The organism is Microbacterium sp. 4NA327F11, from assembly GCF_005503465.1.
Classification (GTDB): domain Bacteria; phylum Actinomycetota; class Actinomycetes; order Actinomycetales; family Microbacteriaceae; genus Microbacterium; species Microbacterium ginsengisoli.
Window position 1 is genome coordinate 180525 of the sequence record NZ_SCOB01000001.1, and the last position, 16176, is coordinate 196700.

At 71.5% G+C, this 16176-nt stretch carries 15 protein-coding genes; 12 read left to right on the top strand and 3 right to left on the bottom strand.

Annotated elements, in window-relative coordinates:
- Positions 1-87: 87 nt before the first annotated feature.
- Entirely contained in the window at positions 88-1284 is a 1197-nt protein-coding gene (hpxO, locus tag FFS51_RS00865) for an FAD-dependent urate hydroxylase HpxO (RefSeq protein WP_137877210.1), read from the top strand.
- Complete coding sequence (locus tag FFS51_RS00870) at positions 1281-2687, top strand: amidohydrolase family protein (protein WP_137877211.1); 1407 nt, start codon at positions 1281-1283, stop codon at positions 2685-2687. Before hpxO ends, FFS51_RS00870 begins: the two co-directional genes overlap by 4 nt.
- Before the next feature lie 2 nt (positions 2688-2689).
- On the opposite strand, the gene FFS51_RS00875 is transcribed toward FFS51_RS00870, so the two are convergent.
- From FFS51_RS00875 to FFS51_RS00885, 3 genes are all read right to left on the bottom strand, one after another.
- Complete coding sequence (locus FFS51_RS00875; protein ID WP_137877212.1) at positions 2690-3256, bottom strand: adenine phosphoribosyltransferase; 567 nt, start codon at positions 3254-3256, stop codon at positions 2690-2692.
- A gap of 120 nt (positions 3257-3376) precedes the next feature.
- Positions 3377-4270: a carbohydrate kinase family protein gene (locus tag FFS51_RS00880; RefSeq protein WP_171006066.1), complete on the bottom strand. Its 894-nt coding sequence runs from the start codon at positions 4268-4270 to the stop codon at positions 3377-3379.
- A gap of 7 nt (positions 4271-4277) precedes the next feature.
- Positions 4278-5195 (bottom strand): pseudouridine-5'-phosphate glycosidase, encoded by a 918-nt coding sequence (locus tag FFS51_RS00885; RefSeq protein WP_137877214.1) that lies wholly within the window; start codon positions 5193-5195, stop codon positions 4278-4280.
- A gap of 71 nt (positions 5196-5266) precedes the next feature.
- On the opposite strand from FFS51_RS00885, the gene FFS51_RS00890 reads away from it, so the two are divergent.
- From FFS51_RS00890 to kdpA, 10 genes are all read left to right on the top strand, one after another.
- Entirely contained in the window at positions 5267-6937 is a 1671-nt protein-coding gene (locus FFS51_RS00890) for a glycoside hydrolase family 13 protein (protein WP_137877215.1), read from the top strand.
- 153 nt (positions 6938-7090) lie between these two features.
- Positions 7091-8320 (top strand): saccharopine dehydrogenase family protein, encoded by a 1230-nt coding sequence (locus FFS51_RS00895; RefSeq protein ID WP_137877216.1) that lies wholly within the window; start codon positions 7091-7093, stop codon positions 8318-8320.
- Between the two features lie 34 nt (positions 8321-8354).
- A complete protein-coding gene (locus tag FFS51_RS00900; RefSeq protein WP_056206222.1) occupies positions 8355-9572 on the top strand; it encodes an amidohydrolase in 1218 nt (405 codons plus the stop codon).
- A gap of 129 nt (positions 9573-9701) precedes the next feature.
- On the top strand, positions 9702-10145 hold the full coding sequence (locus FFS51_RS00905; RefSeq protein ID WP_045247980.1) for a DUF1801 domain-containing protein: 444 nt from the start codon (positions 9702-9704) through the stop codon (positions 10143-10145).
- A 118-nt stretch (positions 10146-10263) separates the two neighbouring features.
- A complete protein-coding gene (locus FFS51_RS00910) occupies positions 10264-12375 on the top strand; it encodes an APC family permease (RefSeq protein WP_137877217.1) in 2112 nt (703 codons plus the stop codon).
- A 44-nt stretch (positions 12376-12419) separates the two neighbouring features.
- Positions 12420-13694 carry a SufS family cysteine desulfurase gene (locus FFS51_RS00915; RefSeq protein WP_137877218.1) on the top strand — a complete coding sequence of 425 codons (1275 nt, stop codon included), beginning with the start codon at positions 12420-12422 and terminating at the stop codon, positions 13692-13694.
- Positions 13691-14137 (top strand): Fe-S cluster assembly sulfur transfer protein SufU, encoded by a 447-nt coding sequence (sufU, locus tag FFS51_RS00920; RefSeq protein ID WP_056206219.1) that lies wholly within the window; start codon positions 13691-13693, stop codon positions 14135-14137. Before FFS51_RS00915 ends, sufU begins: the two co-directional genes overlap by 4 nt.
- Positions 14138-14215: 78 nt before the next feature.
- On the top strand, positions 14216-14407 hold the full coding sequence (locus FFS51_RS00925; RefSeq protein ID WP_045247976.1) for a hypothetical protein: 192 nt from the start codon (positions 14216-14218) through the stop codon (positions 14405-14407).
- Positions 14404-14493 carry a potassium-transporting ATPase subunit F gene (locus FFS51_RS00930; RefSeq protein ID WP_045247975.1) on the top strand — a complete coding sequence of 30 codons (90 nt, stop codon included), beginning with the start codon at positions 14404-14406 and terminating at the stop codon, positions 14491-14493. Before FFS51_RS00925 ends, FFS51_RS00930 begins: the two co-directional genes overlap by 4 nt.
- Positions 14493-16175 carry a potassium-transporting ATPase subunit KdpA gene (kdpA, locus tag FFS51_RS00935; protein ID WP_137877219.1) on the top strand — a complete coding sequence of 561 codons (1683 nt, stop codon included), beginning with the start codon at positions 14493-14495 and terminating at the stop codon, positions 16173-16175. The genes FFS51_RS00930 and kdpA overlap by 1 nt, the downstream gene beginning before the upstream one ends.
- The last annotated feature ends 1 nt before the right edge of the window (position 16176 follow it).

Sequence of the window (16176 nt, forward strand, 5' to 3'; positions counted from 1 at the left end):
GCGTCGACGTGACGGGTGCCGGATGCCGCGGGCCGCGGCATCCGGCACGAAACGCGCCCGTGATGTGCGCGCCCTAGGGTGCCGACCATGCGCGTGATCATCATCGGGGCCGGCATCGGCGGAACCAGTGCCGCCCTCGCCCTGCAGAAGCTCGGCCACGACGTGGTCGTCTACGACCAGATGCGGGAGAACAAGCCCGTCGGGGCGGCCCTGTCGCTGTGGTCCAACGGCGTGAAGGTGCTCAACTGGCTCGGCCTCGGCGATGAGGTCGCCGCCCTCGGCGGCCGCATGGACGACATGGCCTACTACGAGGGGTTCGGCGGCGCCGAGATGTGCCGCTTCTCGCTCGAGACGGTGACGACCCAGACCGGGCAGCGCCCCTACCCGGTGGCGCGCGCCGACCTGCAGGCGCTGCTGATGGAACGCGTCGGCACCGACCGCGTGCACCTCGGCCGCAAGCTCGTCGCGGTGTCGGAGGCCGACGGGATCGTCACCGCCACGTTCGCCGACGGCACGACCGACACCGCCGACCTGCTGATCGGGGCCGACGGCGCCCGTTCTCTCGTGCGCGACTACGTGACCCGCGCCGACGAGGGCGGCACGCGCATCGAGCGCACCTACTCGGGCTACACGAACTTCAACGGCCTGGTGCCCGTCGACGAGCGCATCGGGTCGGCGACCCAGTGGACGACCTACGTCGCCGACGGCAAGCGCTGCGCGGTCATGCCGGTGGCGGGCGACCGGTTCTACTTCTTCGTCGACATCCCGCAGCCCTCGGGTCTGCCCTACGACAAGCAGGCCGACGGCAAGCGTCCGCTCGAGGAGGCGTTCGCCGGCTGGGCTCCGGGCGCCGAGGCGCTCATCGCGGCGATCGACCCCGAGACATCCCTCAACCGGGTCGAGATCTGGGACATCGACCCCTTCCACACGTGGGTGCGCGGCAGCGTGGCGATCCTCGGCGACGCTGCCCACAACACGTCGCCCGACATCGGGCAGGGCGCGTGCTCGGCGCTCGAGGACTCCTTCGCGCTCGGCATCGTGTTCGCGACCAACACCCTCGGCGTGCCCGACGCGCTGCGGCGCTACGAGAAGATCCGCGCCGAGCGTGCCGGCGACCTCGTGCTGCGCGCCCGCAAGCGCGCCTGGGAGACCCACGCGTTCGACCCGGCCGTGACCGACGCCTGGTACGAGAGCCTGCGGGGCGCCGACGGCGTCGGCATCATCCGCGGCATCGTCGGCAACATCGAGGACAGCCCGGTCAACCTCGGCGGCGGGCTGCTGTGACCGCTGCGGTCTACCGCGGCCACCTCGTGCACATCGCGGGCGCGCCCGTGGCGGGCGACGTCGATGCCGCGCTCGTCTCCGAGCCCGACGGGGTGCTGGTCGTGGACGCGGCCGGACGCGTCGCGTTCTCGGGCGCCTGGCGCGACCTTCCCGCCGAGTGGGCCGAGGCCCGGGTCACCGAGACCGGCGGCGTGCTGCTGCCGGGCTTCGTCGACACCCACCTGCACTTCCCGCAGACCTTCACCACCGACGCGTTCGGGGGCGGCGAGCTGCTCGAATGGCTCGAGCACTGCGTGTTCCCCGCCGAGTCCCGTCTCGCCGACGCGGCCTTCGCCGACGCAATCGCACGGGCGTTCGTCGCCCGCCGGGTGGCTGTCGGCACGACGGCGGCGATGGTGTTCGGCTCGGCGTTCCCGGTCGCGCAGGAGGCCCTGTTCTCCCGCACCCTGCAGGCGGGCCTGCGGGTGGTGAGCGGCCGCGGCATCCAGACCGTCGGCCCCGCCTCGGCCACCGCCCTTCTCACCACCGAGGCCGACGCGCTCGCGCTGACCCGCGACGAGATCGATGCCTGGCACGGGCAGGATGGCGCCGGCCCCGCGGCCGACGCGACGCGCGCGCTCGCGCAGGTCGCGGTCGTGCCGCGCTTCAGCCTGTCGGTGACTCCGACGACGCTGCGGGGGCTCGGCGAGCTGTACGGCGAGTCGCGCGAGCGCGGCGTCTACTTCCACTCGCACCTCAACGAGAACAACCGTCCGGGCGACGGCGAGATCGCCGCGGTGCGCGAGGTCTACGGCACCCGCACCTACCTCGACACCTACGACGGGCACTTCATGCCCGGATCGGCATACGGTGGCGAGAGCCTGCTGGGACGGCGCAGCATCCTGGCCCACGCGGTGCACTGCGAGGACACCGAGCTCGCCCGGCTCGCCGAGACCGGCTCATCGATCGCGCACTGCCCGACATCGCAGCTGTTCCTCGGCAGCGGCACCATGCCCTGGCGTCGCACGCTCGCACACGGCGTCACCGTGGCCCTCGGCACCGATGTCGGGGCGGGCGACGAGTGGCTCATCCCGCGTGTGCTCTCCGACGCATACAAGGTGCACATGACCGAGCCCGGTGACGACGCGATCGCGCTGCACCCCGCCGAGCTGCTCTTCCTCGGCACCCTCGCCGGTGCCCGCGCGCTCGACCAGGAGCACGTGTTCGGCAACCTCGACGCCGGCAAGGAGGCCGACTTCGTCGTGGTGCGGCCGCAGGACCAGCCCGGCTTCGCCGACGTACTCGCGCACAGCGGGGAACCCGGGACATCCGCCCATCTGTTCACGCTGCTGCTGGGCATGCGCGAGCAGGCGGTCGCACAGGTCTACGTGCGGGGGCGGCGCGTCGTCGCGCGGACCGCCTGACCTCAGACAGTGAACAGGGCGTGCACGTCTCCCGTGAGCGCCCGGCCGCCGAGCGCGGTGAGCTCGAGCAGCACGGCGGTGCCCGCGACCGTGCCGCCCAGACGCTCGACGAGGCCCTGCGCCGCGGCGATCGTGCCGCCGGTCGCGAGCACGTCATCGATCAGCAGCACCCGGGTGCCGGGAGCGATGTCGTCGTGCATCTCGATCGTGGCGGTCGCGTACTCGAGGGCGTAGTCGACGGATGCCGCGGGTCGCGGGAGCTTGCCCGCCTTGCGAATCGGCACGAGACCGGCATGACCGGCGACCGCCGCGGCGGCCGCCAGCAGGAATCCGCGCGCCTCGATCCCGGCGACGACGTCGTAGGTGCCCTCGAACGGGGCGAGGAGGCCGTCGATCACCGCACGGAACGCGTCGGCGTCGGCGAGCAGCGGCGTGATGTCGCGGAAGTTGATGCCCGGCGTCGGGAAGTCGGGAACGATCGCGATGAGACTCTCGGCGCGGGCGAGGTCGGCGGCAGACGGGGCTTCGATGGGCACGCGGTCACGATACCCGGCGTGTGTTTCCGGCATGGGGCGGGCGTCCCTTCGCTCCCCCGGCAGCACCACCCCTCCCGCGGCGGCGAGTCGCCGAGCTGCTGCGTTCCCGCAGCCCGCGCCCGACGCCGCCCCCAGGCGATAGGGACGCCGCCCTCAGGCGATGGGGCGGCCGCCCGCGCGCCCGAGCGCGCCCGCGGCGACGACGATCGCGCGGCGGGCGGCGACGGTCACATCGGCGCCGTCGTGGCGAGCCGCGAGGAAACCCGCGGCGAACGCGTCGCCCGCACCCGTCGGGTCGACCACCCGCACGCGCGGCGCCGGCAGGTGCACGCCGCGCTCACCCCGCTCCGCGACGAACACGCCCTCTCCGCCGAGGGTGATGACGACGGCGGGCACGATCTCGAGCAGCGCCTCGGCAGCGAGCCGCGGGTCGTCTTCGCCGGTGAGCGCCTCGGCCTCCGCGCGGTTCGGAAGCAGCACGTCGGTGCCGGCGATCGTGTCGAGGAAGGTCTGCGCGCCGATGTCCCGCAGGAAACCGGCCGACGACGGGTCGACGGTGACATCCAGCCCCGCCGCCTTCGCCCTCGGGACCAGGGCGGCCGTGTCGACCCGCCGCCACGCGTCGAGCATCGAGTGCCCGGTGAGGTGCAGAGCGGATGCCGCGCCCAGCTGCTCGTCGTCGAGCACGGCCGGCGAGAGCGAGCGCGCCGCGCCGCCGTCGGTGAGGAAGCTGCGCCGGTCGCCGTCGACGATCACGATGATGCGCCCGGTGGCGAGCACCGGGTCCTCGTCGATGAGCGCCTCGACGCCGAACGCCTCCAGGGAGGCCCGGTGCCGGGGGCCGTCACCCGCGCCCACGCGACCGACGAACCGCACCGCGGCACCGAGCGATCCGAGCCACGCGGCGACGTTCGCCGCCGACCCGCCCTGGGTCGACACGATCGTCGACAACGTGTCGGTCTCGGGTCGGATCGGCCCCGCGGGCACGACGATGATGTCGTCGATCACGTCGCCGATCACGAGGATCGGCCGCGCGCCCCCCGTCACAGCAGGCTCAGGCCCCGGCCGCGAACGCCGTCGCGATGCGGGCCGCAAGGCGCACGTTGTTGCGGGCGATGTCGAGGTTCACCTCGAGGCTCTTGCCCCCCGACAGCTCGACGATGCGCAGCAGCAGGAAGGGCGTCACTGCCTTGCCGCGCACCCCCTGCGCGTCGGCCTCGGCGAACGCCTCCGCGAGCACCCGGTCGTGCTCGACCAGGTCCCACTCGAGCTCGGGCGGGAGGGGGTTGGCGACGACGAGGCCGGCCCCGGTGCCGAGGAGGTCCTGTGCGCGCAGGATCGCCGCGACATCCGCCGGGTCATCGACCCGCCAGTCGAGCGTCAGGTCGGACTCGCGCAGCCAGAACCGGGGGAACACGTCGGTGCCGAAGCCCACGACCGGCACGCTCAGCGTCTCGAGGCGCTCCAGGGTCGCAGGCAGGTCGAGCACGCTCTTCGCACCCGCCGAGACGACGGCGACCCGGCTGTGCGCGAGCACCGACAGGTCGGCCGACTCGTCGAAGGTGTCCTGGGCGCCGCGATGCACACCGCCGAGGCCGCCGGTCGCGAACACGCGCACCCCGGCGAGGCCGGCGAGGTAGGCGGTCGCGGCGACGGTGGTGGCACCGCTGCGGCCGAGCGCGGCGAGGATCGCGAGGTCGCGCACGCTCGCCTTGGCGAGGTCCTCCTCGGCGATGCGCCGCACCTCGTCGGGCTCGAGGCCCACCCGCGGCACGCCGTCGAGCACCGCGATGGTCGCCGGCGTCACGCCCTGCGACCGCAGGATCTCCTCGAACTCGCGCGCCGCCTCGAGGTTGCGCGGCCGCGGCAGGCCGTGGCTGATGATCGTGGACTCGAGGGCGACGACGGGACGGCCGTCGGCGAGCGCCGCGGCGACCTCGGTCGACAGGCGCAGAGCGGGGTGGATGGTCACCCGACCAGCGTAGGGGCGGTGGACCGAGGCATCCGTCGAATCGATACGATTTCTGCCGTACCCTGGTGCCCATGACCTCGACGACGGATGTCTCTCCCCTGCCGAGCACCCCCGGGCACGAGTGGTGGCGCACCGCCGTGATCTACCAGATCTACCCGCGCTCGTTCGCGGACTCCAACGGCGACGGCATCGGCGACCTGCCCGGCATCACGTCGCGCCTGGACGCCCTCGCCGACCTCGGCGTCGACGCGATCTGGCTGAGCCCGTTCATGGTCTCCCCCCAGCGTGACGCCGGCTACGACGTCGCCGACTACTGCGACGTCGACCCCCTGTTCGGCACGCTCGCCGACTTCGACGAGATGCTGGCGCAGGCGCACAGCCGCGGCATCCGGGTGATCGTCGACCTCGTGCCCAACCACTCGTCCGATCAGCACGTGTGGTTCCAGCAGGCGCTGAAGGCCGCGCCCGGCAGCTCGGAGCGCGCCCGCTACATCTTCCGCGACGGCAAGGGCGAGAACGGCGAGCTGCCCCCGAACAACTGGGAGTCGGTGTTCGGCGGCGGCATGTGGGAGCGCGTGACCGAGGCCGACGGCACCCTCGGCCAGTGGTACCTGCACATTTTCGACGTCACCCAGGCCGACTTCGACTGGGACAACCCCGAGGTGCGCGAGTACTTCCGGGGCGTGCTGCGGTTCTGGCTCGACCGCGGTGTCGACGGATTCCGGGTCGATGTCGCGCACGGCATGATCAAGAAGGCGGGCCTTCCCGACTACGTCCCGCCGGTCGACGGCGGCTCGATGGGTGGCGAGGACGACGACGTGCCCTACTGGGGCCAGCCGGGCGTGCATGAGATCTACCGCGACTGGCACGAGGTGCTCGCCGAGTACGACGGCGACCGGGCCCTGTGCGCCGAGGCATGGCTGCCCACGCCCGAGAAGACCGCCCTGTGGGTGCGGCCCGACGAGATGCACCAGGCGTTCAACTTCCCCTACCTCACCACCGAGTGGGAGGCGGAGCCGCTGCGCCAGGTGATCGTCGACTCGCTGCGCGCCTTCCCCGCCGTCGGCGCGCCCGCCACCTGGGTGCTCTCCAACCACGACGTGATCCGGCATGCCTCCCGGCTCGCCCTCACGGCGCCGAGCCCGCAGGGCGAGGGCATCGGCCCGCTGTCGGCGGCCCAGCCGATCCCGGCGCTCGGTCTGCGCCGCGCGCGGGCGGCGACATCCCTCATGCTCGCCCTGCCCGGCTCCGCCTACGTCTACCAGGGCGAGGAGCTCGGGCTGCCCGAGGCCATCGACATCCCCGACGACAAGCGCCAGGACCCGACGTGGTTCCGCACGAACCACGAGAAGTACGGCCGTGACGGATGCCGCGTGCCCCTGCCCTGGACGTCGACCGGCCCCTCGTTCGGCTTCAACTCGACGGGCGCGTCGTGGCTGCCCCAGCCGGCGGAATGGGCGGAGCACGCCCGCGACGCCGAGACCGGCGACCCCGGCTCCACCCTGTCGCTCTACCGCGACCTGCTCGCGACACGTCGCGCCCACGGTCTGGGCGCCGGCGCCGTCGAGTGGCTCGACGGGTTCGGCGACGACGTCATCGCGTTCCGCAACGGCGACGTGACGGTCGTCGCGAACGTCGGGGCATCCCCGGTGGCGCTGCCCGCCGGCGACGTTCTCGTCGCGAGCGAACCGGGCATCGAGAAGACCCTGCCCGCCGACACCACGGTCTGGCTGCGCGCCTGACTCGCCGTGTCCGTGCGTAGCGCAGCGGCATGACGCGCGGACGCACTCGCCGCGGCGGCGGCTCGGGCACAGGCATGTTCGCCGCGACGGCGATCTGCCCGGAGGCGCCGGCGACCTAACCTCGCCGAAAGCCATCCACGAGCGGGAGTTCTCATGCGCATCCTCATCATCGGCGCGGGCGGGGTCGGATCGGCGGCGGTGCGTATCGCCGTACGTCGCGACTTCTTCGAGGCATTGGTCGTCGCCGACTACGACCCGGCGCGTCCGCAGGCCCTCGTCGACGCCGTCGGCGACCCTCGAGTGATCGCCGCACAGGTCGACGCCTCGAACGCGGACTCGGTCGCCGACCTCATCCGCGCGCACGACATCACCCACGTGCTCAACGCCGTCGACCCGCGGTTCGTGATGCCGATCTTCGACGGGGCGTTCGCGGCCGGCGCCACCTACCTCGACATGGCGATGAGCCTGTCGCACCCGCATCCCGACCAGCCGCACGCTCTGCCCGGTGTCAAGCTCGGCGACGAGCAGTTCGCGAAGGCCGCCGAGTGGGAGGCCGCCGGGCGCCTGGCGCTCGTCGGCATCGGCGTCGAGCCGGGCCTGTCGGACGTCTTCGCCCGCTACGCCGAGGACGAGCTGTTCGACGAGATCGACGAGCTCGGCGTACGCGACGGCGCGAACCTCGTCGTCGCCGGGTACGACTTCGCCCCGTCCTTCTCCATCTGGACGACCATCGAGGAGTGCCTGAACCCGCCGGTCATCTACGAAGAGGGCACCGGCTGGTTCACGACGCCGCCGTTCTCCGAGCCCGAGGTGTTCGATTTCCCCGACGGCATCGGCCCGGTCGAGTGCGTGAACGTCGAGCACGAGGAGGTGCTGCTCATGCCCCGCTGGACGAAGGCGAAGCGCGTCACCTTCAAGTACGGTCTCGGCGACGAGTTCATCGGCGTGCTCAAGACCCTGCACAAGCTCGGGCTCGACAAGACCGACAAGGTGACCGTGAAGGGCGTGGATGTCTCGCCCCGCGACGTCGTGGCCGCATGCCTGCCCGACCCGGCCACCCTCGGCGACAAGATGAGCGGCAAGACCTGCGCCGGCGTCTGGGTGCGCGGCACCGGCAAGGACGGCAAGCCCCGGTCGACGTACCTCTATCACGTGGCCGACAACGAGGAGACGATGCGCGAGTACGGCTCGCAGGCCGTGGTCTGGCAGACGGCCATCAACCCCGTCGTCGCCCTCGAACTGCTCGCCACCGGTGTGTGGTCGGGCACGGGCGTACTCGGCCCCGAGGCGTTCTCGGCGACCCCGTTCCTCGACCTGCTCGCCGCCCCCGCCCCGGCCGGCTACGGATCGCCGTGGGGCATCGAGGAGAAGCCGATCGACTGAGCCGCGCCGGGCGACGCTCGCGTAGGGTCGGGGCATGCCTCTCGACCTCGACGCGATCTATGTCGACCTGCACCGCCACCCCGAGCTCTCCTTCCAGGAGCACCGCACGGCCGGGGTGATCTCCGAGCACCTGACCGCGCTCGGCATCCCGCACGAGACGGGCGTCGGTCGCACAGGCGTCGTCGCGACGCTCGAGAACGGCGACGGCCCGGTCATCTGGCTGCGCGCCGACACCGACGGGCTCCCGGTGCCCGAGCAGACCGGCCTCGACTACGCGAGCACCGCGCGCGGCGTCGACCCGGCGGGCGTCGATGTGCCCGTCATGCACGCGTGCGGGCACGACATGCACATCACCGCGCTGCTCGGCGCGCTCGAGCGCCTGTGGACCGAGCGGGGCGGCTGGGCGGGCACGATCGTGGCGCTGTTCCAGCCGGCGGAGGAGTTCGGCGCGGGCGCTCGGGCGATGCTCGACGACGGCCTGCTCGACCGGTTCCCGCGGCCCGAGGTGGTGCTCGGCCAGCACGTGACGAGCACCCTCCCCGCGGGCCGTCTGGGTGCCCGGCCGGGCACGCAGATGGCCGCCGCCGAGGGCCTCACCGTCACGCTCCACGGGCGCGGCGGCCACGGCTCGCGCCCGCACGAGACGATCGACCCGGTCGTGCTCGCGGCGGCGACGGTGATGCGGCTGCAGACGATCGTCGCCCGCGAGACGAGTGCGCAGGACATCGCGGTCGTGACCGTCGGCTCCATCCACGCCGGCCTGAAGCACAACATCATCCCCGCCGAGGCGACCCTCGAGCTGAGCCTGCGCTACACGACCGACGACCAGCGCGAGCGACTGCTCAGCCAGGTGCACCGCATCGTGAACGCCGAGGCCGCGGCATCCGGGGTCGAGGTTCCGCCCACGTTCGACGGCGTCTTCACCCTGCCGCCCACCATCAACGACGAGGCGGCGACCGAGCGCGTCATGGGCGCGTTCCGCGCGGCGTTCGGCGAGCACGACGTCGTCGACCCCGGGCTGTTCACCGGCAGCGAGGATGTCTCGTGGTTCGCGCGCGACGCGGGGGTTCCCCTCGTCTACTGGTTCTGGGGCGGCGTCGACCCCGAGGCGTACGCCGCCGCGGCCGCGGCCGGCACGCTCGGTCGCGACATCCCGGCGAACCACTCGCCGTTCTACGCGCCGGTCATGCACCCGACGATCGAGCGGGGCGTCGACGCGCTCGTCGTCGCCGCCCGCGCCTGGCTCGGCTGAGCGCGCGAGACCGTGCGCGCGGCTGACCGTTCGGCGCCCCGTCGAGCACGATCGGAGAAGCACGCACAGAATCGCGCGGGGTACCGTGTGCTCGATGCCGCCGCGTGCGGCCCGAGTGGAAGAGACGCCATGACCCCGAGCGACGAGACGTTCAGCGCCGAGGAGCGCGCCGCCATGAAGGAGGCCGCAGCCGAGAAGCGCACCGCCGCCAAGCGCGCCAAGGACGCGGACAAGGCCGCCGCCGAGCTGCAGGACGTCATCGACAAGATCGCGACCTTCTCCGACTTCGATCGGCCGCTCGCCGAGAAGGTGCACGAGATCGTGACGACCGTCGCCCCGCAGCTCGCGCCGAAGCTCTGGTACGGCATGCCGTCGTACGCGAACGCCGAGGGCAAGTCGGTGCTGTTCTTCAAGGACGCCGCGAAGTTCAAGGACCACTACGCGACCCTCGGATTCCAGGCGACGGCCCACCTCGACGAGGGCACGTTCTGGGCGAAGGAGTTCGCGATCACGGCCATCGACGACGCCGTCGCCGCCCAGATCGCCGAGCTCGTGCGCCGCGCGGTGAGCTGAGGCATCCGCTCTCGATATCGCGTCGGGGATGCCGCATCCGCACCTGCGGACGGCATCCCTCACAACGATCGGGTGAACCCTCAGGAATCCGCGTTGCGGCGCCGTCGGCAAGCGCGTAATGTCGCGCGTCGTGACAAACGACGGTTCCGAACACGGCACGGACGCCACGGCGGCTGACCCGGCCCCGGACACACCCATCGCCAAGCGCATCCTCATCGGTGATCCGCTGGCTTCCACCGACGCCGAGGACCACCTGCTGCGCAAGCGCATGGCCCTTCCGATCTTCGCGTCGGACGCGCTGTCGTCGGTCGCGTACGCCCCGCAGGAACTACTCATGATCCTGCTGATCGGCGGTACCGCGTTCCTCGCGTTCAGCCCCTGGATCGCGACCGCCGTGGTCGTGCTGCTGATCGTCGTGGTGCTGTCGTACCGGCAGCTCATCAAGGCCTACCCGTCGGGCGGCGGCGACTACGAGGTCGCCCGCGTGAACCTCGGTGAGAAGTCGGGCGTCGTGGTCGCCTCGGCCCTGCTCGTCGACTACATCCTGACGGTCGCGGTGTCGGTCGCCTCCGGCGTCGACAACATCATCTCCGCGCTGCCGGTGCTCAACACGTGGCGCGTCGAGCTCTCGATCGGCTTCGTCGTGTTGCTCGTGCTCGTCAACCTCCGCGGCGTGCGCGAGGCATCCCGCGCCTTCGCTCTGCCGACCTACATCTTCATCGGCTCGATCGCGCTGATGATCGTGGTGGGTCTTGCACGCTGGGCCGTCGGCGACACCCCCATCGCCTCGAGCGCCGGCTTCGCGGTCAAGGCCGAGGACATCACGCAGGCGGGCATCATCCTGCTCATCCTGCGCGCGTTCTCCAGCGGCTGCTCGGCGCTCACCGGCGTCGAGGCGGTGTCGAACGGCGTGCCCGCCTTCCGCCGCCCGAAAGTGAAGAACGCGCAGCGCACGCTCACCGCGATGGGCCTCATCGCGATCATCCTGTTCGCCGGCCTCACGATGCTCGCCCTGGTCGCGGGAGTGCGCTATTCGGAGGACCCGTGTGCACTCGTGGGCTTCGACTGCGTCAACCAGCCCCAGCCGAGCCTCATGGCACAGGTCGCCGCGGCCACCTTCGGCAACAACTCGATCCTGTTCTTCGTCGTGCAGGCGGCGACCGCGGCGGTGCTGCTGCTCGCGGCGAACACCGCCTTCAACGGCTTCCCGCTGCTGGGTGCGACCCTCGCCCGCGACGGCTATGCACCCAAGGCCCTCAACACCCGCGGCGACCGTCTCGTCTTCTCGAACGGCATGGTCGCTCTGGGCCTGGCCGCGATCATCGTGCTCGCCGTCACCCAGGCGAACCTCACGACACTGATCCAGCTGTACATCATCGGCGTCTTCGTGTCCTTCTCGCTCGGACAGGCCGGCATGGTCGTGCACTGGCGGCGCGAGCTGAAGAAGCTGAAGTCCCTCACGCCCGAAGCACGGGCGCAGAAGTCCGCGAGCTTCACGCACCGCGAGATCTGGAACGGCCTGGTCATCAACGCGATGGGCGCCGGCTTCACGGCGGTCGTGTTCATCGTCGTGACGATCACCAAGTTCGTGCACGGCGCCTGGCTCGTCTTCCTCGCCATCCCGATCCTGTCGCTGCTGATGATCGGCGTGAACCGGTACTACCGCGATGTCGAGCACGAGATCCGCTTCGACGACCATGTGCACTTCGGCTCCGCGGGTGACGTGGCGATCGTGCTGGTCGGCAAGCTCCAGAAGCCGGTCGCGAAGGCTCTCGACTACGCGCTCGCCGCGCGCCACGACAAGACGATCGCGCTGCACGTCGCGCTCACCAAGGAGAGCGGCGACGACATCCAGAAGGAATGGGTCGACCACCGGATGCCTGTGCCCCTGGTCATCCTCGACTCGCCCTATCGCGCCTACGTCGCACCGATCGTCGGCTACATCGAGAAGTACCGCGAGAAGCACGGCCCCGCCGTCGTCACCGTCTATCTGCCGCAGTACATCGTCGGTCACTGGTGGGAGAACTTCCTGCACAACCGGCGCTCGCGGCGCATCGCGCAGCAGCTCATGCTCGTGCACGGCGTCTCGATCACCCTCGTGCCGTGGATGCTCGACTCGTCGGAACTCATCTACGGTCGTCGCTCCCGCCCGCTCCCGGGCCAGCAGCGCGCGGGTCGCGGCACCGAGCCGACGGTCGGGTCGCTGCCCGGCGCCCGCGGTCGCGACTGAGACGCCGCCGCGCCCGCCGTCCTCACGCGGCGTAGCCTGGAGGGATGACGTCGCTCGTGCCCGACCTGGCAGCCCTGCGCGCCGATTTCCCCCTGCTCGACCGTGAGATCGACGGTCACCCGCTCGTGTACCTCGACTCGGGGGCGACCAGCCAGAAGCCGCGCATCGTGCTCGACGCGGAGCGCGAGTTCCTCGAGCGCGAGAACGCGGCCGTGCACCGTGGCGCCCACACTCTCGCCGCCGAGGCGACCATCCGCTTCGAAGACGCCCGCGAGGCGGTCGCCGGCTTCGTCGGCGCCCCCGCCGAGCAGCTGGTGTGGACGAGCGGCGCGACGGCAGGCCTCAACCTGCTCGCGTACGGCATCGGCAACGCCACGGCCGGGCGCGGAGGTGCGGCATCCGCTCACCTGGCCCTGCGTGCGGGCGACGAGATCGTCGTGACCGAGGCGGAGCACCACGCGAACCTCATCCCGTGGCAGGAGCTCGCGGCCCGCACCGGCGCCGTCGTGCGGGCGATCCCGGTGCACGACGACGGCACGCTCGACCTCGATGCCGCCCGCGCCCTCGTCGGCCCGCGCACCCGCGTGGTCGCCTTCACGCACGTCTCGAACGTGCTCGGCATCGTCAACCCGGTGGCCGAGCTCGTCGGGCTCGCGCACGGCGTCGGCGCCCTCGCCGTGCTCGACGCCTGCCAGTCGGCCCCCCACCTGCCGCTCGACCTGCCCGCGCTCGGGGTGGATGCCGCGGTCTTCTCGGGTCACAAGATGCTCGGCCCCTACGGGGTGGGCGCCCTCTACGGCACTGCCGAGCTGCTCGAGGCGCTACCGCCGTTCCTCACGGGCGGCTCGATGATCACGACCGTCACCCTCGAGGGCGCGGAGTACCTGCCGCCGCCGCAGCGGTTCGAGGCGGGCACCCAGCCGGTGTCGCAGGCGGTCGCCCTGGCCGCCGCCGTGCGCTACCTCGACGGCATCGGCATGGCGCGCGTGCGCGACCACGAGCACGAGCTCGAGCGACGCCTGCGCGACGGACTGCGGGAGATCCCGGGGGTGCGGCTGCTCGGCGACGCCGATGTCGAACGGGTCGGGCTCGCCTCGTTCGACGTGGCGGGCGTGCACGCGCACGACGTGGGCCAGTACCTCGACGCCCGCGGCATCGCGGTGCGCGTCGGACACCATTGCGCCCAGCCGCTGCACCGCCGGTTCGGCGTGACGGCGACGGTGCGCGCCTCGACGCACGTGTACAACACGACCGCCGACGTCGACGCGCTCGTCGAGGGCGTCGCGGGCGTGCGTGCGTTCTTCGGAGCCGACGCGTGAACGGCCTCGAGCAGCTCTACCAGCAGCTGATCCTCGACCACTCGAAGCACCCGCACGGCTTCGGACTCGACACCGCAGCCGAGGGCTCGCCGCGCTCGCACCAGCGCAACCCGATCTGCGGCGACGAGATCACGCTGACCGCCACGGTCGAGAACGGCGAAGTGAGCCACATCGTGTGGGAGGGCGCCGGCTGCTCGATCTCGCAGGCCTCCGCATCGATGCTGTCCGCGCTCGTCGACGAGGAGGACGGGATGCCGCGGGCCGAGGCATCCGCTCTGATCGCCTCGTTCCGCGAGGCGCTGCGCTCGCGCGGGCAGATCGCCCTCGACGAGGAGGAGTTCGGCGACGCCGCCGCGCTCTCGGGCGTCTCGAAGTACACCGCCCGCGTGAAGTGCGCGATGCTCGCGTGGGTCGCCCTCGAGGACGTACTCGCCCGCTCCTGAGATCCGGGCGTCGGGCCCGCCGCAGCGGGCGTGGGGCCGCGTGCGCACGGATTCCGTGAGCGCCCGTGCGGGCGCCGTATGGATTCCGTAAGGACGCCGTCCGGGGTGCTCCGGGCGGTGTTCGATCGGGTGTCGTGCCCCCACCGGGCACCCGCGTCCTCGCGGATCCGCACCTCTGGAGTCCTCGTGCTCGATCTCATCTGCATCCTCGGCATCGTCGCGCTCTTCGCGATCGTCGCCCTCGTCGCCAAGGGGGTGGAGAAGCTGTGATCGTCTTCTCGATCGTCGCGGCCGTGCTCGCCCTCGCCGCGATCGCCTACCTCGTCGTCGCCCTCGTCGCCCCCGAGAAGTTCTGATGGATGCCGCGACCATCTGGGCCGGCATCGCACAGGCCGCGACCCTCATCCTCGTCCTCGTCGTGCTGTACCGCCCCCTCGGCGACTACATGGCGTGGATCTTCACCGCCCGCAAGAACCTCGTCGTGGAACGCGGCATCTACCGCGTCATCGGGGTGGATGCGGCATCCGAGCAGACCTGGCAGGCCTACCTGCGGGGCGTGCTGCTGTTCTCGTTCGTCGGCGTGATCTTCGTGTACGCCCTGGAGCGGCTGCAGCAGTGGCTGCCGTACTCGCTGGGGCTTCCCGCGGTTCCCGAGGGTCTCGCGTTCAACACCGCGATCTCGTTCGTCACCAACACCAACTGGCAGTCGTACTCGCCCGAGCAGACGATGGGCTACACGGTGCAGTTCGCCGGCCTCGCGGTGCAGAACTTCGTGTCGGCCGCGGTCGGCATCGCGATCGCCGTGGCCCTGGTGCGCGGGTTCGCGCGTCGCCGAGCCACCACGATCGGCAACTTCTGGGTCGACATCGTGCGCGTCATCTCGCGGCTGCTGCTGCCGGTCTCGATCATCGCCGCGGTCGCGCTGATCGTCGCGGGCGTCGTCCAGAACGTGTCGTCGTGGACCGATGTCACCACCGTCACCGGGCAGACGCAGTCGATCCCGGGCGGCACCGTCGCCTCGCAGGAGGCCATCAAGGAGCTCGGCACGAACGGCGGCGGGTTCTTCAACGCGAACTCCGCCCACCCGTTCGAGAATCCCACGCCGTGGACCAACCTCCTCGAGATGGTGCTGATGCTCGCGATCCCGTTCGCGCTGCCGCGCACGTTCGGTCGCATGGTCGGCGACAACCGCCAGGGCTACGCGATCGTCTCGGTCATGGGCACCCTGTTCCTCGCGTCGATCGTCGCGGTGAGCTGGCTGGAGGCGTCGGGCCTCGGCGCGGCGGCACAGGCCGCGGGCGGGGCGATGGAGGGCAAGGAGCAGCGGTTCGGCATCCTCGGATCGGCCCTGTTCTCCTCGACCACCACACTCACCTCGACGGGCGCGGTCAACTCGATGCACGACTCGTTCACGCCGCTCGGCGGCATGATCCCGATGATCGACATGATGCTCGGCGAGGTCGCCCCCGGCGGCACCGGCTCGGGTCTCTACGGCATGCTCATCCTCGCGATCATCGCCGTCTTCGTGGGCGGTCTGCTCATCGGGCGCACACCCGAGTACCTCGGCAAGAAGATCGGCCCCCGCGAGATCAAGCTCGCGAGCCTCTACCTGCTCGCCACCCCGACCCTCGTGCTGCTGGGCGTGGGCGCGAGCTTCGCGATCCCGCCGATCCGCGACGAGATCGAGAACGTGTCGATGCTGAACCCCGGCGTGCACGGCTTCAGCGAGGTGCTCTACGCGTTCACCTCGGCCGCGAACAACAACGGCTCCGCGTTCGCCGGACTGACAGCGAACACCGGATGGCTGAACGCTGCCCTCGCGGTCGCGATGCTGCTCGGCCGGTTCGTGCCGATCGTGCTCGTGCTCGCCCTCGCCGGATCCCTCGCCGCCCAGGGCACGCTCCCGACGACGGCCGGCACGCTGCCGACGCACCGCCCCCAGTTCGTGGGCCTGCTGATCGGCGTGTCGATCATCTTCACCGCTCTCACCTACTTCCCCGTGCTCGCGCTCGGGCCCCTGGCAGAAGGACTGTCCTGAT